Annotated in this window: 24 protein-coding genes; 11 read left to right on the top strand and 13 right to left on the bottom strand. The window is 46.2% G+C overall.

Annotation, left to right across the window (positions count from 1 at the left end):
• Positions 1 to 83: 83 nt before the first annotated feature.
• The gene (locus tag ACT89M_RS10190) at positions 84 to 1256 is read left to right on the top strand and encodes an MFS transporter (protein ID WP_154886583.1); all 1173 of its coding nucleotides are present in this window, start codon (positions 84 to 86) and stop codon (positions 1254 to 1256) included.
• 109 nt (positions 1257 to 1365) lie between these two features.
• On the opposite strand, the gene ACT89M_RS10185 is transcribed toward ACT89M_RS10190, so the two are convergent.
• Positions 1366 to 1563, bottom strand: a complete 198-nt coding sequence (locus ACT89M_RS10185; RefSeq protein ID WP_056700251.1) for a cold shock domain-containing protein — start codon at positions 1561 to 1563, stop codon at positions 1366 to 1368.
• A 163-nt stretch (positions 1564 to 1726) separates the two neighbouring features.
• Between ACT89M_RS10185 and ACT89M_RS10180 the strand changes: the two genes are divergently transcribed.
• The 5 genes from ACT89M_RS10180 (at position 1727) to ACT89M_RS10160 (ending at position 5857) form a co-directional block, all read left to right on the top strand.
• Positions 1727 to 1960, top strand: coding sequence for a hypothetical protein (locus tag ACT89M_RS10180; protein WP_090924721.1), 234 nt, complete (start codon positions 1727 to 1729; stop codon positions 1958 to 1960).
• 3 nt (positions 1961 to 1963) lie between these two features.
• Positions 1964 to 2149 (top strand): hypothetical protein, encoded by a 186-nt coding sequence (locus ACT89M_RS10175; protein ID WP_090924720.1) that lies wholly within the window; start codon positions 1964 to 1966, stop codon positions 2147 to 2149.
• Between the two features lie 248 nt (positions 2150 to 2397).
• Positions 2398 to 4188 (top strand): oligoendopeptidase F, encoded by a 1791-nt coding sequence (gene pepF, locus ACT89M_RS10170; RefSeq protein WP_308722265.1) that lies wholly within the window; start codon positions 2398 to 2400, stop codon positions 4186 to 4188.
• Positions 4189 to 4322: 134 nt separating this feature from the next.
• Entirely contained in the window at positions 4323 to 4709 is a 387-nt protein-coding gene (locus tag ACT89M_RS10165) for a LapA family protein (RefSeq protein ID WP_154886587.1), read from the top strand.
• Between the two features lie 107 nt (positions 4710 to 4816).
• Complete coding sequence (locus ACT89M_RS10160) at positions 4817 to 5857, top strand: M42 family metallopeptidase (RefSeq protein ID WP_090924718.1); 1041 nt, start codon at positions 4817 to 4819, stop codon at positions 5855 to 5857.
• 186 nt (positions 5858 to 6043) lie between these two features.
• Here the strand turns inward: ACT89M_RS10160 and ACT89M_RS10155 are convergent, their stop codons facing one another.
• The 4 genes from ACT89M_RS10155 to ACT89M_RS10140 all read right to left on the bottom strand — a co-directional run bounded on the left by ACT89M_RS10155 (position 6044) and on the right by ACT89M_RS10140 (position 10607).
• Positions 6044 to 6988, bottom strand: a complete 945-nt coding sequence (locus tag ACT89M_RS10155) for a hypothetical protein (protein WP_308722077.1) — start codon at positions 6986 to 6988, stop codon at positions 6044 to 6046.
• A 195-nt stretch (positions 6989 to 7183) separates the two neighbouring features.
• Entirely contained in the window at positions 7184 to 9121 is a 1938-nt protein-coding gene (locus tag ACT89M_RS10150; protein ID WP_253495675.1) for an ABC-F family ATP-binding cassette domain-containing protein, read from the bottom strand.
• 82 nt (positions 9122 to 9203) lie between these two features.
• Positions 9204 to 9782: a TetR/AcrR family transcriptional regulator gene (locus tag ACT89M_RS10145; RefSeq protein ID WP_090924715.1), complete on the bottom strand. Its 579-nt coding sequence runs from the start codon at positions 9780 to 9782 to the stop codon at positions 9204 to 9206.
• Positions 9783 to 9797: 15 nt separating this feature from the next.
• Positions 9798 to 10607 (bottom strand): DUF92 domain-containing protein, encoded by an 810-nt coding sequence (locus ACT89M_RS10140; protein ID WP_154886593.1) that lies wholly within the window; start codon positions 10605 to 10607, stop codon positions 9798 to 9800.
• Positions 10608 to 10848: 241 nt separating this feature from the next.
• On the opposite strand from ACT89M_RS10140, the gene ACT89M_RS10135 reads away from it, so the two are divergent.
• Positions 10849 to 11253, top strand: a complete 405-nt coding sequence (locus ACT89M_RS10135; protein WP_154886595.1) for a hypothetical protein — start codon at positions 10849 to 10851, stop codon at positions 11251 to 11253.
• A 149-nt stretch (positions 11254 to 11402) separates the two neighbouring features.
• Here the strand turns inward: ACT89M_RS10135 and ACT89M_RS10130 are convergent, their stop codons facing one another.
• From ACT89M_RS10130 to hemE, 6 genes are all read right to left on the bottom strand, one after another.
• A complete protein-coding gene (locus tag ACT89M_RS10130; protein WP_308722078.1) occupies positions 11403 to 12035 on the bottom strand; it encodes a fumarylacetoacetate hydrolase family protein in 633 nt (210 codons plus the stop codon).
• A gap of 75 nt (positions 12036 to 12110) precedes the next feature.
• Positions 12111 to 12863 (bottom strand): glycerophosphodiester phosphodiesterase, encoded by a 753-nt coding sequence (locus tag ACT89M_RS10125; RefSeq protein ID WP_154887422.1) that lies wholly within the window; start codon positions 12861 to 12863, stop codon positions 12111 to 12113.
• Between the two features lie 27 nt (positions 12864 to 12890).
• Entirely contained in the window at positions 12891 to 14294 is a 1404-nt protein-coding gene (locus ACT89M_RS10120) for a CapA family protein (protein WP_308722079.1), read from the bottom strand.
• Positions 14295 to 14434: 140 nt separating this feature from the next.
• The gene (hemY, locus tag ACT89M_RS10115; protein WP_221786515.1) at positions 14435 to 15862 is read right to left on the bottom strand and encodes a protoporphyrinogen oxidase; all 1428 of its coding nucleotides are present in this window, start codon (positions 15860 to 15862) and stop codon (positions 14435 to 14437) included.
• Entirely contained in the window at positions 15862 to 16812 is a 951-nt protein-coding gene (hemH, locus tag ACT89M_RS10110; protein WP_221786514.1) for a ferrochelatase, read from the bottom strand. Before hemH ends, hemY begins: the two co-directional genes overlap by 1 nt.
• A complete protein-coding gene (gene hemE, locus ACT89M_RS10105; RefSeq protein ID WP_090924707.1) occupies positions 16805 to 17869 on the bottom strand; it encodes a uroporphyrinogen decarboxylase in 1065 nt (354 codons plus the stop codon). Before hemE ends, hemH begins: the two co-directional genes overlap by 8 nt.
• A 203-nt stretch (positions 17870 to 18072) precedes the next feature.
• Here hemE and ACT89M_RS10100 point away from each other — a divergent pair, with 203 nt between their 5' ends.
• Positions 18073 to 19293 carry an MFS transporter gene (locus tag ACT89M_RS10100; protein ID WP_308722080.1) on the top strand — a complete coding sequence of 407 codons (1221 nt, stop codon included), beginning with the start codon at positions 18073 to 18075 and terminating at the stop codon, positions 19291 to 19293.
• Between the two features lie 68 nt (positions 19294 to 19361).
• On the opposite strand, the gene ACT89M_RS10095 is transcribed toward ACT89M_RS10100, so the two are convergent.
• Positions 19362 to 20564, bottom strand: a complete 1203-nt coding sequence (locus ACT89M_RS10095; RefSeq protein WP_154886607.1) for a cytochrome P450 — start codon at positions 20562 to 20564, stop codon at positions 19362 to 19364.
• A gap of 408 nt (positions 20565 to 20972) precedes the next feature.
• Between ACT89M_RS10095 and ACT89M_RS10090 the strand changes: the two genes are divergently transcribed.
• Both ACT89M_RS10090 and ACT89M_RS10085 read left to right on the top strand, forming a co-directional pair.
• Entirely contained in the window at positions 20973 to 22184 is a 1212-nt protein-coding gene (locus ACT89M_RS10090; protein ID WP_308722081.1) for an asparaginase, read from the top strand.
• 132 nt (positions 22185 to 22316) lie between these two features.
• The gene (locus tag ACT89M_RS10085; protein WP_154886611.1) at positions 22317 to 22889 is read left to right on the top strand and encodes an imm11 family protein; all 573 of its coding nucleotides are present in this window, start codon (positions 22317 to 22319) and stop codon (positions 22887 to 22889) included.
• 52 nt (positions 22890 to 22941) lie between these two features.
• On the opposite strand, the gene ACT89M_RS10080 is transcribed toward ACT89M_RS10085, so the two are convergent.
• Positions 22942 to 23574: an O-methyltransferase gene (locus ACT89M_RS10080; protein ID WP_154886613.1), complete on the bottom strand. Its 633-nt coding sequence runs from the start codon at positions 23572 to 23574 to the stop codon at positions 22942 to 22944.
• Between the two features lie 292 nt (positions 23575 to 23866).
• Between ACT89M_RS10080 and ACT89M_RS10075 the strand changes: the two genes are divergently transcribed.
• Positions 23867 to 25018, top strand: a complete 1152-nt coding sequence (locus tag ACT89M_RS10075; RefSeq protein ID WP_308722082.1) for a THUMP domain-containing class I SAM-dependent RNA methyltransferase — start codon at positions 23867 to 23869, stop codon at positions 25016 to 25018.
• The last annotated feature ends 55 nt before the right edge of the window (positions 25019 to 25073 follow it).

Below are 25073 nucleotides of genomic sequence, written 5' to 3'. Positions count from 1 at the left end.
ATCATATGATCTATGAAACAAATTATCAGAAGTCTAAATCATGAAATAATCTGAATTTAGATTTAAGAACGGAGTCTCTCATCATGAAATCAAGTCATACGGCCCGGCCAGATCAGAACTGGCTCCGGGCACTGATGTTCACCATCTTTGGTTCTACCGCACTCGTAGTATCCTATTTCCAGCTTTACTTTAGCCACCTTGGCTTTAGCCCCGCCGAGATTGGTTACTTGTACGGTATTGGCCCGCTCATCTCGGTATTCTCTAATATGTTTTGGAGCATGGCTAGCGACAAATACAAGACCGTACGGAAAGTTATGATCCTACTGCTCGGCGGCCAGCTAATCACTGGAATTCTGCTTGCCAATGCATCAAGCTTTGGCGAAGTGTTTGTCCTTGTAACTCTATTTTACTTTTTCTATTATCCGGTCTACCCACTGTCGGATACGATGGCAATTACAACGGCGAATAAATATGGTCGAAATTTCACGTCCATTCGAGTGTTCGGTTCCATCGGATATGCTTTTTTTGCCCTCAGCATCGGTTATGTCCTCGGCTCTTTTGGTTCCGAATGGACGATGTGGATCTGCATTAGCCTTGCAGCTGTGACCTTACTGATCAGCTTCCAGTTACGGGACCAGCCTGCTGGTAGCAGTAGCAAAATGGATTTATCCGGATTGTGGGCTATCCTGAAACGCCGAGATGTTCTTGCTTTTTTCGGCTGTGTATTTCTGCTGGCTATGGGTCATCGGATGAACGAAGCCTTTCTGACGATCACACTCAAAGATTTGGGTGCCAGTGAAGGATTAATCGGCTGGTCCCTGCTCATCTCCTCTGTGAGTGAGATTCCTATATTTTTGCTACTAAGCAAATACGGGAACAAATATAAGGAACTCCCACTTCTCACCTTAGCGGCCTTGATGTATACCATTCGATTATTATTCATGTCTGTCTCGCATACACCAGCAGCCGTTGTTTTTATTCAAACGATGCATAGCGTTACATTCGGTATCTTTTATGTCACTGCGGTTCGTTATATAACCCGACTCGTTCCCGATCATTTTCGAGCAACGGGCATGGCTTTATTTACGATTGTGTGGTCTAGCGCTTCTGGACTTTTAAGTGGAACCTTGGGTGGCTTGTTATTAGAGCTTACAGGACGTCAGACGTTCTATCTTACCGCAATGTCCTTTGCACTAGCTTCATTGATTGGTTTCGGCTTTCAATTGTTACGCACAACAACGCATCGTTCCACATGAGCGCTGAAAACCAAAAAAAGCACAGTCTCCAAATGGGGACTGTGCTTGTGTTTGTGATGTTCAGCTATAATCGATCATTTATAAGAAGTCCGTGAATGACGGAAAAATCTTACAATTTAGTTACGTTAGCTGCTTGAGGACCACGGTTTCCATCAGTGATTTCGAATTCTACCGCTTGACCTTCTTCCAATGTTTTAAAGCCGTCGCCTTGGATTGCGGAGAAATGTACGAATACGTCCTCGCCGCCTTCAACTGAAATAAAGCCATAGCCTTTTTCTGCGTTAAACCATTTAACTGTACCTTTCAAATGAACAACCTCCTAAAAATATCGCCATCTATGGCGAATATCCTTATTATACTGTATGGGCTTCCATTTTGCAATTTATCTTTTCCATAATTGATGAAAAAATTTGCTTTGCATCGTAGTGTACGGTATCATTTTACCAAAACCGTTAGTTTGGAGACTACCTATGATAAAAAAACATGAAATATACAAAACAGACAAGTGGAATATGATGACTGTAGAAGTACAAGGCAAGTATCTCGTTCTACGGGAAATATCAGAAGAATGGGGCGAAGAATGCCACACATTCCTTAGCCGTCCTGCATTAATGCATTGGGCCGAGCGTCGTTTCCCGAAAGAGGATTTCGAAAATCGTGAAGAGGAATGGCGTGCGCTAATGGCTGCCTTCAAGGGAGTTTAATCGATGCAGCTTGATTCAGGCAATGTCGTTATCTTCATTATCCTTGCCTTCGCGCTCGGGTTCGCACTGATCCTGGGACGTAATTCCGTCCCGGATCGTCTAAGAAGAGGAATGGCGCTAATCGCTACATTGCTCGTATGTTTTGCCTTTTTCCTCATCGTGTATTACCTCGTTAACATGGGAGCCTGATACAGAATTCTGAACGTGTTTACACGGGATTCAAGGCGCTCAAATATTTCGGCTGTGCCCAGGTCATACTATACGAAGTTATTAGGGACGAGTGATTCGTATGGTAAGGAGGAAGGCCGTTGAAATATCAGAAATCGTTATCTGTTCTTCTGGCTCTTAGTCTTATTCCTTCGTCTCCTGCTGCACTTGCACAGGAGACGAAGGCGGCTATGCCCGTATTTTCAGCACATAATCAAAGGAGGATTCCCATGAGTAAACTATTGAAACGTTCCGAGGTGCCAGCCGAGCATACATGGAAACTGGAAGATTTATTTGCCGATCAGAAGGCTTGGGATCAGGAGTATGAAGAAGTATCTTCTATGATGAAAAAAGCCTCCGAATTTCAAGGCAAATTAAATCAGCCTGACGTCCTTAAAGCCAGCTTCGAATTCGAAGACGAAATCGGGCTCAAGCTTGAACGGCTTTTCGTATATGCTCGCATGCACCAAGATGAAGACACAGCTAATCCTACATATCAAAGCCTGTCCCAAAAAGCTCAGAAACTCGGAGTACGGGTAGGCGAAGCACTTTCCTTTGTCACACCTGAGATTCTTTCTTTACCGGATTCAGAGCTTGACGCTCTTATTAAGAATGAGAGTCTCTCCGCATATACGTTTACCTTGGAAGAGATGAAACGGGAAAAGGCACATGTATTAAGCCAGGCGGAAGAAGCACTGCTCGCACAGGTCGGCAATCTGTCCCAAGCACCGCAGACCATCTTCAGCATGCTGAACAATGCGGATCTCAAGTTTCCACGGATTAAAGATGAGAATGGCAAAGAAGTCGAATTGACTCACGGCAGCTATATTCAGTTTCTTGAAAACCCAAACCGTGAAGTTCGGGAGCGTGCTTTCAAAGCGGTATATGAAACCTACGCAAAACAGAAAAATACGATCGCCGCAGCACTGAATGCCAACGTAACCAAAAATATGTTTTATGCCAACGTGCGGAAGTACCCTTCTGTCATGGAAATGAACCTATATGGTGACAACATCCCAACGGATGTGTATAACAACCTGGTAGACACGATTCATGAAAGTCTTCCGCTCTTGCACCGTTATATGGATCTCCGTAAAAAACTGCTGAGTGTGGATCAACTGCATATGTATGATCTGTTCGCCCCGCTTGTAGATGAGTACAAAATGGACATCACCTATGAAGAAGCTAAAAAGACGGTCAAGGAAGGTCTGGCGCCGCTCGGTAAGGAGTATGCAGAAGCTCTTCAAGCTGGTTATGATAACCGCTGGATTGATGTATACGAAAATGAGAACAAACGCTCAGGTGCGTATGCTTGGGGTGCTTATGGCACTCACCCGTATGTACTGCTCAACCATAAGGACAATCTGAACAGCATGTTCACGTTGGCACATGAAATGGGTCATGCGCTTCATTCCCATTATTCGGATACAACCCTTTCGTATCGTGATGCACAGTATACGATTTTCCTTGCAGAAGTAGCTTCAACGACAAACGAGGCACTGCTCATGGACTACATGTTGAATAAATCAACAGATCCGAAGGAAAAACTGTATTTACTTACGTATTATGCAGATCAGTTCCGGACTACGGTATTCCGTCAAACCATGTTCGCAGAGTTCGAGAAAATTATTCATGAACGCGCTGAACAAGGCGAAGCTCTTACACCACAGTTACTGTCAGAAATTTATTACGATCTCAATGTACAGTACCATGGCAAAAATATGGTCGTTGACAAAGATATCGAGATGGAATGGGCACGTATCCCCCACTTCTATAACAGCTTCTATGTATATAAATACGCTACAGGTTTCTCGGCAGCGACCAGCTTTTCGAAGCAAATTCTGGAAGAGGGCCAGCCTGCAGTCGATCGTTATCTCGGATTCCTGAAGAGCGGTGGAAGTGATTACTCCATCAATATTTTGAAAAAAGCGGGTGTGGATATGTCAACACCGCAGCCTATCCGCGAAGCGATGAGTGTATTCAAGGAATTAATCGAGCAAATGGAACAGTTAACCAAATAAGGTTGCGATCCCCTGTAATCTATATCCCTTGCCCCGGGCGGGCAAGGGATTTTATAATCAAGCGAGATGCAGTACTCTTGAAAAAGGGTAATGCATTCTAGTTCGCATTTGGTTCACAACAAGGAGGCAACATCATGAAAATGCAATGGGCACTTATCGCAGGTCTTGTTTTTGCGCTGCTGACAGGAATTTTTGCAGTCATCAATGTAGATTCTGTTCAGGTTAACCTGCTGTTCAATACGGTTCGGGTTCCATTGATTTTGCTGATTTTAGGCTGTACTTTAATTGGGGGTATCATTGTAGGTTCTTACGGAATTTACCGTCAATATCGACTGCAACGGGAGAATAAACGCCTGCATCTGCGTGTAGCTGAATTGGAAGCTTCTGCAGCCAGCGCTACTACACCCGTTTCTTACGATAACATGGATTCCACCCGCTCAACCGAACCTGAACACGATCACCAGCTGCACAACGATTCAATCCAGACTCAGCAAAAAGGCAACAATACAGGTACGTTGTAGAAATCAATCAGAAACAGCCTGCTGGTAGATCGGAATGGACATGCATTCCCCCAGACAGGCTGTATTCTATTTGACCTGTACCTGCAAGACAAAGGAGGAAAATATTGATGAGTTTTACTATTGATGAATCTTACGTTCTGTCTTTTTTGAAAAAATTACTGGATACACCCAGTCCAAGCGGATACACCCACCACATTATAGAGATGATTCGCAAGGAAGCGAGTTCCCTGAACATCTCCTGTGAACTGAACAACAAAGGTGGAGCTATGCTCACACTGCCCGGTGAAGATCCTTCCAGAACCATTGCTTTAAGTGCGCATGTAGACACGCTCGGTGCCATGGTGCGGTCCATCACCTCTTACGGCACGTTAAAACTGACCTCTGTTGGCGGGTTTACGATGCATAGCATCGAGAACGAGTATTGCTCCATTCACACTAGAGACGGCAAGGTATATACGGGAACGATTCTTTCTCTGCATCCATCCGTGCACGTATACCCTGATGCTCGTACGTTTGAACGCTCGGAAAATCATATGGAAGTCCGGATTGATGAAGTGGTATCGTCCAAGGAGGATGTATTAAAGCTTGGTATTGGTGTAGGTGACTTTATCTCTTTTGATGCCCGGGCTGTCATTACACCAAGCGGTTACATCAAATCTCGCCATCTCGACGATAAAGCCAGTGTAGCGGCCCTGTTTGGTATTCTTGAATCCGCTCATCGTGAAGGCTGGAAGCCTGTACATAACGTTTCTCTGCTCATCTCAAACTATGAAGAAGTTGGACACGGAGCGGCATATATTCCGGCAGAGATCAGCGAAATGATTGCTGTGGATATGGGTGCCATGGGTGATGATCTTAGCTGTAAAGAAACGGATGTATCCATCTGTGCAAAAGACTCTTCCGGTCCTTATGACTACGATATGACAAGTCGTCTAATTGAACTAGCCAAACAGGATGGCATGGACTACGTAGTAGACATTTATCCTCAATACGGCTCTGATGGCAGTGCTGCCTTGCGCGGAGGAAACAATATTCGTGCTGCCCTGATTGGCCCAGGCGTTCACGCTTCTCATTCTATGGAGCGCACACACAAAAGCGCGGTAATCAATACAGCCAAGCTACTTGCTGCATACATCACTACGAAGTAAGGAATGACGGTAGATTAGGTTACTTCTTAATTCACAATTACTTTGTTTATTGCTTTGATTCAGTTCATTCAGTTAATTTGAGCTTTTCTCAATATTAAAAAGGACACATTCTTTCACCGCATGAACGGCGTGGAAGTTGTGTCCTTTATTATTTAAACCAAGTAGGCACAATAGTACATCTCATGATCAGGCCTGTTCCACGTACTCTCGATACCGGCGTTCCTGAACCTGAAGCCGGGCTTCGTGATCCTTAATCTCTCCATGTAAAACCTGTATTGTCTGTCGTACCATGCTAAGTCCATGTTTCACCTGTTTCTCGGCACTACGAATTTTATCTTGAATCATCCAATCCACAAAGAAGTTATCAAAGAAATAGTCCGCAAAGGACAGCAGACCGCCCAAATTTAAATCGGCGTTTACCGCCATCTCTACATCTTCTAATTCCTTCTGAAAACGACGCAGACGCTTACCCGCATCCATAATAGCCACTTGTGCATCATTCATACGACTGCGCTTGATATGTGTGGAGATTGCACCTCCACCCATCATGTCATATATCCCCCAATTTCCTGCTGATTCTAAAGCTTTCTCTGCACGTTCAAGCGCATATACCAAGTAATCCCCTTCTCTGAGAGCTTCGTTAAGCTCCTGAAGTTCGCTCGCCAGATGTTCCTGATCTTCGGCCAATTGTTGCAGTTCTTCATCCTGCTTAAGCAGGCTTTGTTCTTTTTTCCCCCATAAAACTAGGTAGTCACTCTCCCATAACTTATACTGCGATTGTCTTTGAAGCTCTTGCTCAACTTGAATCCGTTGCTCTTGTACATCCTGTAACATTCGGCAAGCTGTATCATAAGCTGACTTGCTCTCCAGCAGCTCAAGCTCTTCTTTCTCCAAACGTTCCGTCTTCTTGCCGATCAGATCATAGAAAAATGAGGCCAAGCTCATGCCGTTCAGCCGATCCACGTCCTTCTGTTCTTTCTGAAGAGCTACGGTGCAATGTTCCACTTTCGCTTCCCACTGCTTCTCCTCCTCTTGGAGCTTATGGAGTCTTTTCGTCCATTTTTTGTATATTCTTCCTTTTTCCTTAAGCATGGCGAGTTGTTCATTGATTTCATTATTGATCAATTTCACGCTCTCTCCCTTCTATGGAATTCATTACTAATAAAACGTAACAAACAAGGGTAACGTTTCATCTTTTATGTTCAATGTTTGGATTCATCTATGTTATTTAAAGCAAAAATGCCTCCTCCAAAGCGGCACTAAGCCGCCTGATGAAGAAAGGCATTGGTATGGTATAGTATGGTTTGTTTGCTTACGTCAACCAAATTAAGATTTGTTTTGCTCAATCTGCTCTGCTAGCTCGTTAAGTACAGTCCAGCGCTCCATCAATTCGTCCAAGTGACGCTCTGCCTCAGCCTGTTCTGCCATTAACTCTTGCAGACGCGCTGAATCGCTAAAGGCAGCTTCCATCTCCTTGTTAATCCGGGCGAGGTTTGCTTCAGCCTTTTCGATATTTTCGTCAATTTGATCGTATTCGCGCTGTTCCTTGAAGCTAAATTTCAATTTAGGTTTTGCCTGCGTTGTAACTGGAGTCGAAGCTTCAACGCTTTTCTCAGTGACCTGTTTCTTGGCTGCACTCGCACCGCTCTCTTGATTCCCGGCGGCATTTTTGAGCATCCATTCCGCATATTCACTATAATCACCTACGTGCACACGTACAGCGCCGTTCCCCTCAAACGCCAGCACTTTGTCCACTGTACGATCAAGGAAGTAACGATCATGGGATACAACAAACACAACCCCCGGAAAATCATCCAGATAATCTTCAAGCACAGCAAGTGTCTGAATATCCAAATCATTAGTCGGCTCATCCAGTAGCAGTACATTCGGAGCAGCCATTAAAATGCGAAGCAGATACAAACGACGTTTCTCTCCGCCCGACAACCTGGCAATCGGTGTCCATTGGGAGGTTGGGTTGAATAAAAAGCGTTCAAGCATCTGTGAAGCGGTGATCAATGAACCATCTGCTGTTTTTATATTTTCAGCCACTTCCTTGATGTATTCGATCACGCGCAACGTTTCATCCATCTCCTGATGTTCTTGAGTAAAATAACCCAGATTCACGGTTGGCCCCAGAACAACTTCTCCAGCGTCCGGTTGCAATCGACCTGAAATCATCTGTAGTAAAGTAGACTTACCGCTACCATTCGGACCTACAATGCCTACGCGGTCGCCAGGAACAGCAATATAGCTGAGATCGTTGATCAGCTTGCGGTTATCAACAGATTTGGAGAGATGTTCAATCTCCAGTATCTTTTTCCCCAGACGCGTAGAACCCACAGACACTTCCAGAGAGCCCGAGCGTTGGACACCCTGCTGATCTTTCAGTTGTTCGAAGCGATCAATTCTCGCTTTTTGTTTTGTAGTCCGTGCTTTAGCTCCGCGGCGAATCCACGCAAGTTCGGTTCGTAACAGATTCTTGCGCTTTTGTTCTGAGGCCGACTCCCGTTCTTCCCGTTCAGCCTTCAGCTCCAGAAACCGCGTATAATTCGCCTCATATCGGAACAAACGCCCGTGATCAAGCTCCAGCATAACATTGGCCACACGATCCAGGAAGTAGCGATCATGCGTGATCATAAGTAATGCGCCACGGCGTTTCTGCAAATACTGCTCCAGCCATACGACAGAATCATTATCGATATGGTTCGTAGGCTCATCGAGAATGAGCAATTCACAAGGATGGATTAACGCGGAAGCAAGCGCAACCCTTTTTCGTTGTCCACCTGACAATGTCCCCATAAGTGCATCGAACTGCTGTATACCCAGCTTGGATAAAATGCTCTTCGCTTCACTCTCCATCTGCCAAAGCTGAAGTTGCTCCATTTGTTGGTTCAGGCGCATCAGACGTTCATTCAAAGCCGTATCTGATGGATTCAATTCGAGTAATTCCATCGTTTCCGTGTACTCACGCACGGTTCTCATCTCGGCACTGTCACCTTCAAACACTTGTTGCAATACGGTGTTGTTCGAATTAAAATCCGGATTCTGCGCCAGAAACTGCACGCGTACGTCATTACCGATGGAAATCTGTCCCTCATCCGCAGGCTCCATACCTGCAATCACGCGCAAAAACGTCGATTTACCAGTGCCGTTTACACCAACAACACCGATTTTATCCTGATCCGCCATACCGAATGAAGCATCCTTAAACAGGATTTTCTCGCCATAACTTTTTGCAATCTGCTCTACCGTCATTATATTCATTGCACGTTACCCACACTTCTCTATAATTTGAATGCTCTACCCTCTATCAGCTATCCTCAACTACACGATCTTGCATACCAGCTTATACTCGCAGAAAGGAACGGCATCCGTCCAAAAACAGCGCCGCTGCAAAAGCAATTCGTTTGTTCAGATCTTGTTCATTAAACTCTGGATTCAGCATAATATCCATCTTCAGCCGATCCAGAATGCCGATATACGCTTCAGCCAGTAACACAGGCTCAGGTACACCCGCGCTTTCCAGAACCCTGCATACCATGCTCATATACTCGTTCATAAAAGCTTTCATAAACTTCATCAAATCCGGATCATTATTCGGTGCCATAAAAAATAACTTCGTATGATTGCGCCGTTCATAATAATACGTCAGATGTGTCTTGGCGATCGCGCCAAGCTTGTCACCCGTGTTCTCGTGCGCTTGTAATGCATATTCCAGGCGGCTGATAAAACTGTTACAATCCCGCTTGGATACAGCAACAAACAGTTGTTCCTTGCTTTTAAAATATAAATAAATCGTGCCTTTGGCAATGCCAGCTTCATCGGCAATATCGGACATTTTAGTCTCATAGAATCCTTTTGATCCAAATATGCCGTAGGCCGCATCCAAAATCGCCTCCGATTTGTCTCCCTGCACCGTATTCAAATCTGTATCCCCTCCCTACAACGCCAAAAGGCTACCTAATCCTATAGCTATACATGCACCAATCACAGAACTGAGCACATTGACCAGATCATTACTCATCCAGGTCCAGCCCCGAGCCTGTATTGTTGGCTGACCACAATGTTCATGAACTTCAACCTCTCGGCCACATACTGTGCAAAGATACATCTTTTGCACGGTTGCACCGAGATAGGAATCAGCGAACGCTCCCGCTAGCCCACCGATCAGTCCAACCAGAATCCAGCCAAACCAGGCTGTTTGCTCCAATCCGCTAATCGACGCAAAAGCAAATGCCCCTGTACCAATTACAATACCGCCGAGCGCAGCCGCTGAACTCCCTAACATAGAAACGCCTCCCGAGGCTCCGGGGGTTAACACCTTCCATGTGAGTATAGAGCGAGGGGGCTTGCGACTGAGACTTCCGATTTCGGTTGCCCATGTATCCGAGGTGACCGTTGCCATAACTCCGATAAAAGCATACAACCACGCTGGATGCGGCATGATCCAGTTGGCCAGACATAACAGCATACCTATACCGCCATTGGCCATCACTTGCCCGGCATCCCGATTACCTGTCTTGGCATAAGATTTCTCCATCTCCTGCTTGCGATCTTTGCGAAACCTGGAAAGCAGTGTTGACGTGATAAAAAATAACAGCAGTGTGCCAAACCAGAACAGATTGCCTGCCCCGTAATATATCGTACCCATCAGAATTGCAGCAAGGCATCCAGACAGGGTTAGCGATTTCTTTGCATAAGCGGCCCCCGCTACCAGAGAAGCGCACACAGCGCCAATAATCCAATCCATAAGCTCTCCTGCATGTGACATCAATACAGTGCACATGACGTTTATATATTTTTGAAAGTTAATTATACCACGGTTTTACGCCAAAGCAGAAACTGAACATGCGGCTAGACAAAACCTTATTTATTTTTAAGTTTTACTTCAGGTTTCCGAGTTACAATTGATCTAGCTCAAACAACAAGATTAACTGAACTACTTCGATTCAGTTCATACACAACAACACAAAACAAGGAGCATAATAACGATGAATATGAAGAGAGTTTTTATTCTAGGCACAATGATTGTTACAATGTCTTTCGCTGGTTCTGCATGGAGTAAATCTACCATCTCCCCCATTCCCGAACCCAAATGGTCTATTGTCGATCTGGAGAACAGCAATGAGAATGAAGATGATGATTTGCTTAGTGCACTGAACCAGACTTCAGAAGAGGAGCTGGCGGAGAAACTGTATCAGGGACATTCACTACGAACAATTGCAGAGGGTAGCGGAGGCGATTTTGCTAAGGCCATTGCCATTCAGATTAAACAGCTTCAGTCACAGCTGGATGAGCGCCTTGCTAGCGGAAGTATCAGTTCTGAGCAGCACGCTCTTCAGTCCCTGGAAATTTCAGAATTGCTCACAGAGAGTGCTAACAAAACATATATCTAGTTCCCGTTTCATTTCAATCTATAAAAACTTCAAGGCAGCGCAACGCAAAAAAAGGAGCGCATAATCACGCTCCTCCTGTTAACACGAATCTATTTTGATTCTGTTTGCGCTCGGTGGCATAAACCTTATGGATTATAGCGTTGATTCAATTACTCCGCTGCCTTGATCGTACATGCTCCTAATGATTCATCCGCCCACGCCAGCTCAAGCACATCTCCAGGCTGCGCAGCACCTACTCCCTCAGGTGTACCTGTAAAAATAATATCTCCCGGCCCCAGGCCATAATGATGACCTACATAATCTACAATATCTTGTAAACTGAAGATCATGTTGACGATATTGCCGCGCTGAACCTGAACGCCGTTCTTCGTCAAGAAGAAATCTTTTTCGAGAAGTGCTACTGCTCCAGGAAATGTCTGAAAGGGTGTGATGGGTGCGGAGTTTTTAAACCCTTTGGCGGCCGTCCACGGGTGTCCTTTTTTCTTAATCACGGTCTGCACATCACGCAACGTAAAATCAATACCAAATGCATAGGCATCGACCAGTTCATCGACACGCACTCCCGGCTTGTAATCCTGACCAATGCGAATGACCAATTCAGCCTCATAATGAACTTCGCCTTTAGAAGCTGGCAATTCTAAACTTTCTCCATTCAATGGCACAACCGCATGAGAAGGCTTCATAAAAATCATCGGTTCATCTGGAACGGCATTACCCAGTTCCTCCGCATGAAGCTTATAATTTCGTCCTACACAATACACATTGCGAATATTCGTCAACATAGAGTTGCAACCACCTTTACTGGATTAATTACTTCGTTCATTGCTTCGTGTATTAGTTCGATTACAGCCTTACAATTAAGGTCTGAAAAAGCGGCTACTCGTCTCCTGAAATGCATCTTCCCAAACATCAGGACGATTCGTACATATCATCACATCCGGGTCGATGGTAGCCAGCTTTTTCATACTTGCCTTGTCATCCACTGTCCACGCCATCACTCGAATGCCGGCAGCATTCATCTCATTCATTAACGCTTTGTCTACATTGTTGTACCCGATGGAGAGGAACGTGCAATGCATTTGTTTCAATGCTACAAGCAGATCGCCGGGTTTGGCATCAATGATGAGACCCGTTTCTAATTCAGGCGCGAGCTTTTTTACTTCAACCAGTGCGGCTGGCTCAAACGATGTGATGACAACATCATGCTGCATATGTCTTTTTCTAATTTCGTGAATCACCGCTGCAGGCAAGCCTGGATACATGTCTCCTTGTGTTTTCAATTCAATGTTTAATCGGACTTTGCCACAGGAACGATCCAAGAGTTCACTCAAGGAAGGTATACGCTCTCCCTTGTAGTTCTTACCTTTCCATGATCCTGCATCCAGTTGTTTCAAGACAGACCAATCGGTATCCTTTACTCGACCTTTACCATTCGTCGTACGCTCCAATGTGAAATCATGGATCACCACAGGCACGCCGTCCCGGGATAGTTGCACATCCAGTTCCATCCACTGGACTTCCGGTCTTTCCATCGCCATATTAAATGCGGCCATCGTGTTCTCCGGTGCAATGGAAGAAAATCCACGATGGGCTACACACAGATTGTTCATCATCATCTCTCCTCAGCAAAACGCTACTTAGTTGGGCACTACAGTTCCATCTGCGTTGACTCGAACGCCTGATGACATCTTAGCCATCTGCTCCAGCAGAAGTCGGTTCGCCTCATCAAGCATTGGAACAGCCTGCCCAAGAGCAGCCTCATATGGAATCACCTTCATACTACACACCGCTTCGCGACTGCAACGCGCCTGAAAGACAGCTGTTTTCCACGTTTCTTCATTCGTCGATTTCGTAAAAATAAAATTCCCCGTACTATATGCAATCCATTTGCCTTTATAGTACTCAAGCCCCTGTAAAACATGAGGATGACCGCCAATAATCAGATCGGCTCCCGCATCCACAAATTCGTGCGCAAGCCTCGTTTGATCGGCATTCGGGGTACTTACACGCTCTTCCCCCCAATGCGCAACGACGATAACCAGATCAGCCTTCTTACGGGCCGACTGAATCGCTGCGATCGCTCTTGTGGAGTCATACGCTTCCGCTACGCCTGCCCGATTCCCGTCTGCCTTCCAGCTAGCCACAGGAACAACCCGACTGAACCCAAGCAAGGCAATTTTCATGCCTTTGCGCTCAAAATAGGCAGGTTCATAAGCCTCGGTACCATTCATACCCGCGCCAGCATGTGCGATACCGTAATCATTAAGATACGTTAACGTATCGACCAGCCCTTCCACACCTTGATCCAGAATGTGATTGTTTGCCAGATTAACGGCGTCAAACCCCGCTGCAGACATCGCCTGCAACGCTTTAGGGGAGGATTTGTAAACATAGGTTTTATCCGCAGCGCCCGTACCACCATGGGTCACCGGGGTCTCCAAATTACCAATCGTTAGATCGTCATTCTGAAACATAGAGCCAAGCTTGGCAAAGGGGTAATCATATCCGTTCTTTTCCAGCAATTCTGCAACTTTTCCGGAAAATTGAATATCGCCGACAAAATGAATGGTGACATCCTTAGATGAATCAGATGTTGAGGTTCCCTTATTGCTATCTGCCTTATCCGAGGCTCCTTTTCCAGTAGTGGCAGGTTTTGTTCCCGTTGTCGGCTTATCACCGCCTGCCCCTGAAGTTTCATTGATACCAGATCCCGAGTTATCTACAGCATCATCTGGCTCTGCATTTGGCTTCCCCTCTACCGAAGCTGCATCTTTATCCGGTACTTCAACTGAATCAGCATCAGACTCGGGCTGGTTCAATGCATCCCCACCCTTATCGTCCGCTCCTGAAGGTGGCTCCTGTTGCACGACCTCTGAATTAGCAGGCTGGGATGGTTGTTGTTCACGTGTGTTTAAGAGGTAATATAAGGCGATAAGACCAATGGCTACAATTAATATTACATTTACAATCCTGATTTTTGTATTACGGGTACGTCTTACTTTTTTCTTTTCTGAGCTTCGCTGTGATCTTGGGGGATACATAAGCAACTCCTCTTCTTAACAATAAATCCATATGCATACCATTATATCAAGCATATTCTGGATGTACATCCTATAAAAAAAAGGCCGTCCCTTCTGTAGATGTTGCTACATTGGAGACGGCGGATCTATAATTCATACTTTTAGTTCGTTGAAGTCAGCTGTGCCGAGGCCTGTATGGACATTTCTTTCGCTTGTCTGATACAGTCCGGTAACCCCACACCCTCATAACCAGCCCCTGCAATATAAACACCCGGAATTTTTTCTCCAAGCTCTTTACGAAGGTTAGTGAGATGCTGAAGATGGCCGACAGGATACTGTGGCATCGATTTACGCAATCTAGTAATCTCGGAGAAGATCGGAGTTGCTTCAATACCCATCGTTTCTCTCAGATCTTTCATGACTAGCTCCGTAAGTGCCTCATCGGGAAGCTCCACATTCTGTTCGTCTCCAGAGCGGCCAACATAGCAACGAAGCAAGACTTTGTCGTCCGGGCTGGTATGAAGCCACTTGGTAGATGTCCACGTGCAGGCCGTAATATTACGTCCTTCTTTTCGTGGCACCAGGAACCCTGAACCGTCGAAGACATGTTCCACTTCTTTTTTCTCAAAAGCCAGAACGACGTTAGCAACAGATACATAATTGATTGCATCCAGCGCCGATGTGTCCACATGCGGTTTTAGAAGCCCAGAAGCCACATAGGTCGGCACGGTGATTACAACGTCATCGGCTTCCAGAAATTGTCCGTTATCGAGTTCAACCCGATATCTGGCGTTCTGTGCATCCACACGCTCCAAGGATTGGGCGGCTGTATTCAAACGCTGATCCACATCATGAAGCTCATGGACAAGCGCATGCACAAGACTTTGCAACCCCTGACGGAAGTTCAGAAACGCACTCCGTTTGGTGCCTGTATGTGTCTCGGTCGGCTTGCGTCCTGTCATCATGCCTCGGATTAAGCTGCCATAATCCCGCTCCACCTCTCCGAACTGCGGGAAGGTTGCTTGTAGGCTGAGCTTTCGCATATCTCCTGCATATATGCCCGCCAGAAGCGGCTCAGTCAGGTTTTCCAGCACTTCCGGGCCAAGCCTGCGCTCAATCATATAACCGAGAGATTCATCCTCTGTTGTACGTTTAGGCGGAATTATAAAATCCATCAGTGCTCGCAACTTGCCTGCCGGAGAGACCAGCCCACTTCTCAGAAAAGGTTTCAGTTCTGTCGGGATGCCTAACACCAGACCGGCTGGCATGGGATGAAGCTTACCACGCTGCATAATATATGTTTTCTTCGACTCCGGGTTTTGGCTGACGAGTTCATGATCCATCTCCAGTTCCTTTGCCAGATCAATCATCGCTGTTTTGCGAGCCAGGAAAGAGTCAGGACCTTTCTCGATTACAAATCCGTCCCGATGCAACGTTTCGATCATGCCGCCCATAGACGAACTCTTCTCAAGCAAGGTAATCGCAGGTTCAAAACCAGCTTCCCTGTAATGCTTGCGGATATAAAATGCCGCGCTGAGGCCCGTCAGGCCCCCGCCGACAATAACAATACGTCTTTTCTTGTCTTCCATTAGTTATCAGACCTTTGCTGCCATTGGCTAATAATAGAGTCGCTCAATGTCTCCATATACAACGGGTCACTATTAAGCGAATCGATGCGCATCAATCGCATGTCCATTTCTTTAGCAATCGCTTTGGCTTCAATGTCGAGATCATACAACACTTCCAGATGATCTGAAACAAAGCCAATTGGAGCCACAAGTACATCTTCCACTTGTTCGCGCGAAAGCTCCTGGAGTGTGTCCAGGATGTCTGGGCCGAGCCAAGGCTCAGCAGTTCGTCCAGCACTTTGCCAAGTGAACTGCCAGTTCGCAATCCCCACTCGAGAAGCGATGGCCTCGGAAGTTTCCAGCAATTGATTCGGATAAGGATCTCCCATGTCAACAATGCGGGCAGGCAGACTGTGAGCACTGAATAGCACTTTCACATCTCCACGCTTCGCACCCGCTTCCTCAAATGCATCAAGTTTGGCACTTACTCGCGCGGAAAGAGCCTGAATGAGCTTCGGATGCAAATGATAACTTTCGATGAAGGACATCTGGATACCAAGTTCTTCGGCTTTTTCTCGTGCACGTTTGATGTAACTGCCCACACTCATCGTGGAGAAATGAGGTGCAAGCACAATGCCAATGGCCTTATGAATTCCATCTTTCGCCATCTGTTCCACCCCATCCTCAATAAAAGGATAAGCGTGTTTCAATCCTTGATAACAGCGGAATTCAACCTCGCCGCGACGCTCATCCTTTTGCAACGTCTCCTGAAGGTTTTTCACCTGGTTATCCGTGTTCTCACGTAGCGGGAAAACACCGCCAACAATTGCTTCATAGCGATCTGTCAGCTCTTTCAGTTGTTCCGGCTCAGGCGGACGCCCTCTGCGGATATGCGTGTAATACGCCTCAACACTTTCCATATTTTCAGGTGTGCCATATGACATCACCAGTACGCCTACAGTATTAGTCATTACTTACCGTCACTCCCGTCTTCAAAGCTTCTGTTGAATATTCATGAATATATGCTGTCAGTTCTTTTAATTTATCAAGAGAAGCTTCAGGGAACAAACCATGTCCCAGATTGAAAATATAACCCGGGTCCTTGATCCCTTCATCTATGATGACTTTCGCCTGTTCTTTAATTAACTCCATTGGCGCAGTCAGAATGTACGGATCCAGATTACCCTGCACCGCAAATTTACCGCCCAAGCGCCTACGTCCTTCGGATATGGAAACTCTCCAGTCCAGTCCGATGACATTCGCCTGCAAATCCTGCAAGGTTGGTAGCAACTCACCTGAGGCCACTCCAGGGAAATAGATTTTCGGTACATTCAAATCGGATAATTCGGTAAAGATACGAGTAATCGTTGGCAGCACATACGTTTTGAAATCTTTGGGAGAGAGTGCCCCTACCCAGCTGTCAAACAACTGAAATGCCTTACCGCCATTCGCGATATGAGCACGAATATATGTAATGACCATATCGCCAAGCTTCTGCATCAGTTTGTGCCACACTTCCGGCTCACTGTACATCATCGTTTTGGTTCGAATATATCCTTTGGAAGGTTGACCTTCGATCAGATAACTTGCAATCGTAAACGGAGCCCCTGCAAATGTAATTAGCGGAACGTCAAGTTCCTTGTCCAGAATGCGAATGGTTTCCAGAATGTGAGACAAGTCCCCCTCCACGTCAATGGGACGCAGACGATCTACATCGGCAGCCGAACGAATGGGGTTATCAATCACCGGACCTATATTTTTCACAATGTCAAAATCAATGCCAAGTGAAGCAACCGGATTCATAATATCGGAATACAAAATAGCCGCATCCACACCCAGTTTACGTACAGGCATGAGTGTAACTTCAGCCGCCAGCTCAGGTTGCTGACATATTTCAAGCAAGGAGTACTTTTCTTTAATTTTGCGATATTCAGGATCGTAACGTCCAGCCTGACGCATATACCATACCGGCACACGGTCAACCTGCTGTTTGAAACTTGCCCGAATCAGTCGATCATTATAGCTCATGTAAGAAGCCTCCAATAGTTTTTGGACTCATAACTACCATTATGCCCTTTTTAAACAGCCGTAACAACCATATGGGGATGTGTTCCAAGTGACAATACTATGACATTCGTTACACCCCTCATGGATATGCCATTTGTGATATACTAAAAGAATCGCTTTTTTTGAGAGTTACAGAAAAATCTTTGAAAGGAAGTGAAAGCACTTTGAAAACGTGGAAAGTCAACCTCATTGTGCTTTGGTTTGGACAATTTCTGGTCAATGCAGGCATGACCATGATTACGCCTTTTCTATCGCTGTTCCTTGCCAGAGATCTGGGCGTTGTAGGTGAGCACGAAATTGGAATATGGGCCGGATTTATTTTTGCAGCCAATTTCCTCACCTCTTTTTTGTTTCAGCCGCTCTGGGGCAAGTTGTCGGATAAATACGGACGTAAAATTATGTTGCTTCGCTCCGGTTTCGGTATGGCTGTTGTTATCGCATTGATGGGTCTCGCGCAAAACCCTTGGCAACTTCTCTTATTACGGTTGCTGAACGGAACCATCTCCGGCTTCAACCCTGCAGCTGTTGCTCTGATCTCAGGCACAACGCCGAAGGATCGTATGGGATTTGCGATGGGGATCAGCCAGTCCGGTCAGGTGGCAGGTACGATTTTGGGTCCACTTATTGGCGGATTGCTTGCAGATGCGGTGGGGTTCCGTCCTATTTTCTACATTACAGGCGGGCTCATCTTTGCAGCTTCCATGCTTGCAATGTTCCTCGTAAGAGAGACGTTCGACCGTGAAAAAGCTGCAAAATTGCCAGATCAATCGGTATTATCCGGATTGAAGGAGCTTAGCAAATCACCTCAGCTGCCGGCACTGTTCGCTGTGACGTTCCTGTTGCAATTTGCGATGATCAGTCCGATGTCGCTCTTGCCTATATATGTACAAAAACTGCATGGAACCGCAGTCGACGTGGCCTTCTGGGCAGGTATGGTTGGAGCAGTTACAGGGATATCCAATATGGCAATGTCTCCGGTACTCGGAAAACTCAGTGACCGGATCGGATCACACCGCGTCCTCACTTTTTCACTGATCGGAACCGGACTCATGCTTATTCCGCAAGCTTTTGTGCAAACGGTGTGGCAACTCATCCTTGTTCGCTTTATGATGGGGGTATTTATGGGCGGCTTGCTTCCAAGCGTAAATGCGCTAATTAGGGGGTATTCGCCAGATAGCATGATCAGCCGGGCATTCAGCTTTAACACAAGCACACTTGCTCTCGGTAATATGCTGGGCGCAGTCATTGGCGGATTCCTCGCTGGTTTCATCGGTATCGAGGGCCTGTTTATCGTATCCGGCGGCCTACTATTACTCAATATGGTATGGGTTCGATTCAAATTGTACAAAACACCTGTCCGCATTAAAGAATCGAAGACAACTTAAATTTTAAAACGGAAATAAACAGCAAAAGCCGCTTCAGTGCCATGTCTGGCCTGAAAGCGGCTTTTCTATTACACTCGTCGTTCGTTGAATTGAATCGGATATTCCTTCACACCAAATACAAAAGCGCTTTGAATCGGCTCCAAGGTCGTTTCAGGAACTAGCTGTATCTGCTCCATACGCTGGAGAAGCGTGTGAAGAACAACTCTCGCTTCCAAACGTGCCAGCGGCGCACCCAAGCAGAAATGAATTCCGAACCCGAATCCCATATGTCGGTTCGGCTTACGATCGGATACGAATTGATCTGCCTGTTCAAACTGGGCACCGTCACGATTGGCAGCCCCCACCCAGGATATAACCTGTTGACCTGCCTTGATCGCCTTGCCTCCTAGTTCTATATCTTCCCTCGCAACACGTCCAATGGCTACAATCGGCGGATAATAACGTAATGTCTCTTCTACGGCACTGGCCACCTTGTCCGGATGCTCAAGCAACTCCTCCTGTAGTTCGGGTTGTTCAGAGAGAATGCGCACTGCATTTGCAATCAAATTGGTCGTTGTCTCATTCCCTGCAGCCAGCAGGAGAATGCAAAAATTGACCACTTCTTCCTCCGTTAACTTCTCACCCTCAATCTCCGCATCTAGTAGCAAAGAGATAAGATCGTCCTGAGGCTTTAAACGACGCTGGTCCATAATGTCTGTGAAATAGGCATATAACTCCTGGATATTCTTCAGCTTTTCCTTCTCCAACTCTTGAAAAGCTTCTTCACTATCATCACGTGCACCCTTCACTAGCACATCAGACCACTCTTTGAATTCACGTCGATCTGTAGCCGGAACACCAATCAGTTCTGCAATAACTATGACGGGTAGTGGCGTTGCAAGATCATCAATCAGGTTCATCCTTCCACCCGACAAGTGTGGAGCCAGCAACTCATCCGCAATGTCCTGAATCCGTGGTGCAAGAGCTTCTATCGCCTTGGGCGTAAACGCCTGATTGACCAAATCGCGAAGTTGCTTGTGCTTCGGTGGATCTGTCGTTAACATGCTGGTACCGGCACGGTTACGTTCAGAAGAGAACAGCTTCGGATTTTTTAACACATACTGCACATCTTCGTACCGAAACACATCCCAGCATTCACGATGCTCATCATATCGGACTGGAGTGTTCTCACGAAGTTCTGCATACACCTGGAAGGGAGATAATTGTCGCTCCTTGTTGTGCAATTCCCGAATAGGAATGTAGTTGGCATATTTTCGGGGTGCTTGTTTCATCGTGTTTCCTCCAATCAATAATATATATTTATTTACATATAAGGTTCACATCCATTATAACCACAACTGGATAGCGATTCCAACTATTTCAGCATAAATAAGCCTCTCGTCCCAACGTATGCTACCAACTACCCTTGTAGTGTCGAAAGATAGTTATGTTAATTAAAATAACATTAAAATAATGTTATCCCTTCAATTTTCTCATTACCTCCCTTTCAACTAAAATTTAAATTCAGCCATTTTTTCTATTAAACATCTATTTATCTAGCAAAAACAATGATTGTAAGCGTTATTCCTGTACAATACAACATTTGTTATATTACCTAACATTAAATAATATTATCTCAATCTACTTACATAAAAAAAGAGAATACCTCACACAAAAACCACTTGAAGGAGTGTTTCAGCATGAAAAAACCATCTAACCTTCGCCCTTGGGCCGTATGGAGTACCGCCGCATTTACCGCATTAACTCTATCCCTGTCCCCGATCGGAACTTATGCCGCTCAGGCAGCTACAGTAGAGGTAAAAGGCACGGTCGGCACGGTTCAGAGCTCCCCAGCAACGCCTACACGTAATACCACCATCCCCGCAGTATCTGAAGCTTCCAAACAATCCACACTTCCTAATGTGCTTGTGATCGGTACAGGCGGAACGATTGCAGGACAATCGGAAGACGCAACCAGCTTCCAGAACTATAAGGCTGGTACACTTCTTATTGCTGATATGGTCAAAGATTTGCCGGACAAACAGAAAATTGCGGATGTGAGCACACTCCAATTCGGCAATTCCGGTTCAGGCTCCTATACGATGTCTGACTTGTACGACTTGTCTCAAACGGTAGATAAGGCGTTAGCTCAGTATGACAGCGTCGTGGTAACAACAGGTACAGATACGATGGAGGAAATTGCTTACTTCCTTGATATGACCGTACAAAGCGACAAACCCGTTATTATCACGGGATCGATGCGACCATGGACAGTAATCGGCTCTGATGCCCAAGCGAATCTGTACAATGCCATTAAACTGGCTGGCAGCGGTCGCACGAAATCTTTCGGTACCGTCCTGATGCTGAATGATACCATCCAGCTTGCACGCGGGGTAACCAAGACCAATGACTACCGTACAGATACCTTTGAAACACCAATGCTCGGAGCTGTGGGTTATATTGATGAAGAGAATATCCGGATCTACCGGGCTCCTGCTCGCGCGATGAAACCGGAAGGCACAGCGAAACCTGCATTTGATCTTAGCAAAATTACCAAAGCCGATCTTGCCAAAGTTGAGATCGCCATCTCGTATCAAGAAGCGGGCGGTGGAGCGATTGAAGGATTTGTGAAGAGTGGAGTGAAAGGCATTGTCACCTCAGGTACAGGGGCAGGTGGAATCTCCAGGGCAATGGGTCAAGCCCGTACGAAGGCTATTGAGGAAGGCGTTATTTTCGTCACGACAACCCGAACTGGTTCAGGCAGCGTGTATGGAGGTGGCAAAGGTATTATCGCCGGGGATAACCTCAGTCCACAGCAAGCACGGATTCTTTTAATGCTCGGACTGTCTTTCAGCGATGATTTTGATACGATTAAAAAATGGTTTGAAACATACGGCACCCCTGAAGTATAAGTCAGTGAAAAATAATTGCCAGATGTAATTGAAAAGGCCAAAGCAGAGGTTCATCCTGCTTTGGCCTTTTTTCCCGTCCTACTAGCCTTTATAATGAATAATAGCTTACATTCGGAAAGGAACATAACACGTATGAATTACTATTTTCTCGAATCTCAGTATCCCCGCACCGGATTCATCAGTGGCGGCACAACCTTCACTCCCGAAATGGATACCAATTATTCGGCTATAGATTATCCGTTGCCTGATGATACAAAGGCCGAGGTCGAACTTTTTTCATCGGTACGTAGCTTGAAGGTAGACTATTTCGAAACCGTTACAGGTACCCGTGTTGTATCGAACGCTTTCAAAACGCTGTTGGAAGAAACCGGAACGAACGTGCAGTTTATTCCCGCCGTTGTCCGTTATCATAATGACCGCCCAGTTGAAAAGACATACTGGATCGCACATCTCCTGAAACAAGTGGATTGCTTCGATTATGAAAGGTCGGAATACGGACGAAAAGCGGTCATTGCCGCTTCGGTGCACCAGCCACCACGTAAACTTGTCAAAGTGATTTCAAAACTTGTTCTTGATCCGGGCAAAATCGGCGGGCACCATTTCTTCATGCTGGCACATGTACAACTACTGAAACCGATCATCTCAAGTGAATTGTACGACACATGCAAAAAGCATAAATTAAAACTACATGTCACTACGGTATAGTTTGACATTTAACTTAGCTTTCAAGCGAGCTTTCAACGGAGTTTCGAATGACCTATTTCACCCAAGCCAGTGCCAAACCGTCATAGTCCGGAAGCATGGTTGTAACCAGACGTGGGTCATTTGCCATCTGCTCGTTGAAACGACGCACAGCAAGCACGGCCGGGCCTTGCTTGTCCGGATTAAGCGTGCGACCGCGCAGGAAACAGTTGTCACCTACAATGACTGCACCCGGACGCGCAAGGCGAATTGCATAATCCAGATAAACCGGATAGTTTTCCTTATCTGCGTCAATAAAGAAGAAATCAAAGGTACGTCCTTCCTGTGCCAGTTGCTCCAGGCTATCTGCCGCAGGCCCGATCCGGTACTCGACTTGACTGCCGAACCCACTTTCCTCCAAATGTCCGCGAGCCATATCCGCGTATTCTTCTTTCAGCTCAAGGGAAGTCAGACTCCCCCCTTCGCTCAGCCCACGAGCAAGGCAGATGCCGCTGTAACCGCCGAGCACACCGATTTCGAGCACAGCTTCAGCTTTAGAGGTTTTGGCCAGAAAGGTGAGCAAGCGTCCATACGCCGCAGCCACCGAAACCTCCGGCATGCCATTTGCCCGAATGGCCTCTTTTACTTTTAACAAGAGCTCATCCTCTTGAAATAATTGATTTACATATTCGTCCGGGGTCAGATTCACCACGAAGTTCCTCCTTGCACATTTGGACTACTTTCCATATCAATGCCCCCAGGTAGCTTTCTTTATAAATACCCTGGATAGCTTTTCATATGGATGCCAATGTTTTATAATGAATGTTTGTTATCCAACACAGACTATTAAACGTTGCATTACCTGCATTGAAGTTTTTGCGGTTAAGCCGCATTACTCATTGTAAGTTTTTTCACGGGAAGCGGCAAGGCCGCACCGTTACTATATTGGCCGCGAGAGGCTTAAGCCAGCTGCGGCTCGAAATGGAGTTGAATGAATTCATATGGCTCGATTGCAATTAATTGCAACCTCCGCGATGGGACTTGAGGCTGTTGTAGCCCGCGAACTGAAACAGTTGGGGTATGAGGATGCCAAGGTCGATAATGGCCGCGTATTTTTCACAGGAGATTACATTGATATTTGTCGCTGTAACCTGTGGCTGAGAAGTTCGGACCGCGTGCTGGTCAACATGGGGGAATTCCCCGCAACTACATTTGACGAATTGTTTGAGGGTACCAAAGCATTGCCCTGGGAAGAATGGATTCCGGCAGATGGTGAATTCCCGGTTGAAGGACGATCACAGAAATCACAACTAAGTAGCGTGCCAGCTTCACAAGGTATTGTCAAAAAGGCAATTGTTGAAAAATTGAAGCTGACGCATCACACCGAATGGTTCCCTGAAGATGGAGCCCGTTATTTGGTCGAAGTCATTCTCTTGAATGACCGCGCTCTGATTACACTGGACACAACAGGCCCAGGACTCCATAAACGCGGATACCGCAAACTAGTTACAGAAGCGCCACTGAAAGAAACACTGGCAGCTGCTCTGATTCAGCTTAGTCGCTGGAATGTTTCCCGCCCGTTCTACGATCCATGCTGCGGCTCAGGTACGATGTTGATTGAAGCAGCCATGATTGGATGGAATATCGCACCGGGACTTCGCCGTACATTTAACTCCGAGAACTGGGACGTAATTCCTGCTGAACTGTGGGAACAGGCACGTGAGGAGGCATTTGATGCCGTGCGTGATGATGTGCCTCTGCAGATTTCAGGTAGCGACATCGACCCTGAAGCGATTGAGGTTGCGCAAGCGGCGATCAAAAGTGCGGGCTTTGCCAAAGATATCGAAGTCAGCGTGCTGCCAGCACACCGGGCCAGACCTCAAGGAGAATATGGAGTTATTATTACCAACCCTCCATATGGCGAACGTCTGAGTGAAGAAAAAGAAGTGCAGAAGCTACTTCGTTCCCTCGGTCGCTCTTATCTGGATATGCCAACGTGGTCGTTTTTTGCCATAACCTCCACCAAAGCATTTGAAGAGTATTTCGGACACAAAGCGGACAAGCGTCGCAAACTGTTCAACGGACGGATTGAAACTCAATACTATCAATATTTGGGGCCATTGCCGCCACGCAACAAAACACCGCAAGCTTAAAGACACTTATGGTTAAGAAACGCTCTGACCTTTACGGTTGGAGCGTTTTTCTTTT

This window comes from Paenibacillus sp. NN59 (assembly GCF_057597225.1).
The sequence above is the reverse complement of the archived record's forward strand: the minus strand, read 5'-3'. Positions and strand labels throughout refer to the sequence as shown.

Coding starts and splice junctions, on each gene's coding strand:
- ACT89M_RS10175 (WP_090924720.1), top strand. CDS start 1,964: ATGCAGCTTGATTCAGGCAATGTCGTTATCTTCATTATCCTTGCCTTC.
- ACT89M_RS10090 (WP_308722081.1), top strand. CDS start 20,973: ATGAAAAAACCATCTAACCTTCGCCCTTGGGCCGTATGGAGTACCGCC.
- ACT89M_RS10075 (WP_308722082.1), top strand. CDS start 23,867: ATGGCTCGATTGCAATTAATTGCAACCTCCGCGATGGGACTTGAGGCT.
- ACT89M_RS10150 (WP_253495675.1), bottom strand. CDS start 9,121: ATGAATATAATGACGGTAGAGCAGATTGCAAAAAGTTATGGCGAGAAA.
- ACT89M_RS10190 (WP_154886583.1), top strand. CDS start 84: ATGAAATCAAGTCATACGGCCCGGCCAGATCAGAACTGGCTCCGGGCA.
- hemE (WP_090924707.1), bottom strand. CDS start 17,869: ATGAGCTATAATGATCGACTGATTCGGGCAAGTTTCAAACAGCAGGTT.
- ACT89M_RS10160 (WP_090924718.1), top strand. CDS start 4,817: ATGAGTTTTACTATTGATGAATCTTACGTTCTGTCTTTTTTGAAAAAA.
- ACT89M_RS10095 (WP_154886607.1), bottom strand. CDS start 20,564: ATGAAACAAGCACCCCGAAAATATGCCAACTACATTCCTATTCGGGAA.
- ACT89M_RS10165 (WP_154886587.1), top strand. CDS start 4,323: ATGAAAATGCAATGGGCACTTATCGCAGGTCTTGTTTTTGCGCTGCTG.
- ACT89M_RS10180 (WP_090924721.1), top strand. CDS start 1,727: ATGATAAAAAAACATGAAATATACAAAACAGACAAGTGGAATATGATG.
- hemY (WP_221786515.1), bottom strand. CDS start 15,862: ATGGAAGACAAGAAAAGACGTATTGTTATTGTCGGCGGGGGCCTGACG.
- ACT89M_RS10120 (WP_308722079.1), bottom strand. CDS start 14,294: ATGTATCCCCCAAGATCACAGCGAAGCTCAGAAAAGAAAAAAGTAAGA.
- ACT89M_RS10130 (WP_308722078.1), bottom strand. CDS start 12,035: ATGTTGACGAATATTCGCAATGTGTATTGTGTAGGACGAAATTATAAG.
- ACT89M_RS10140 (WP_154886593.1), bottom strand. CDS start 10,607: ATGGATTGGATTATTGGCGCTGTGTGCGCTTCTCTGGTAGCGGGGGCC.
- ACT89M_RS10085 (WP_154886611.1), top strand. CDS start 22,317: ATGAATTACTATTTTCTCGAATCTCAGTATCCCCGCACCGGATTCATC.
- ACT89M_RS10135 (WP_154886595.1), top strand. CDS start 10,849: ATGAATATGAAGAGAGTTTTTATTCTAGGCACAATGATTGTTACAATG.
- pepF (WP_308722265.1), top strand. CDS start 2,398: ATGAGTAAACTATTGAAACGTTCCGAGGTGCCAGCCGAGCATACATGG.
- hemH (WP_221786514.1), bottom strand. CDS start 16,812: ATGACTAATACTGTAGGCGTACTGGTGATGTCATATGGCACACCTGAA.
- ACT89M_RS10125 (WP_154887422.1), bottom strand. CDS start 12,863: ATGAACAATCTGTGTGTAGCCCATCGTGGATTTTCTTCCATTGCACCG.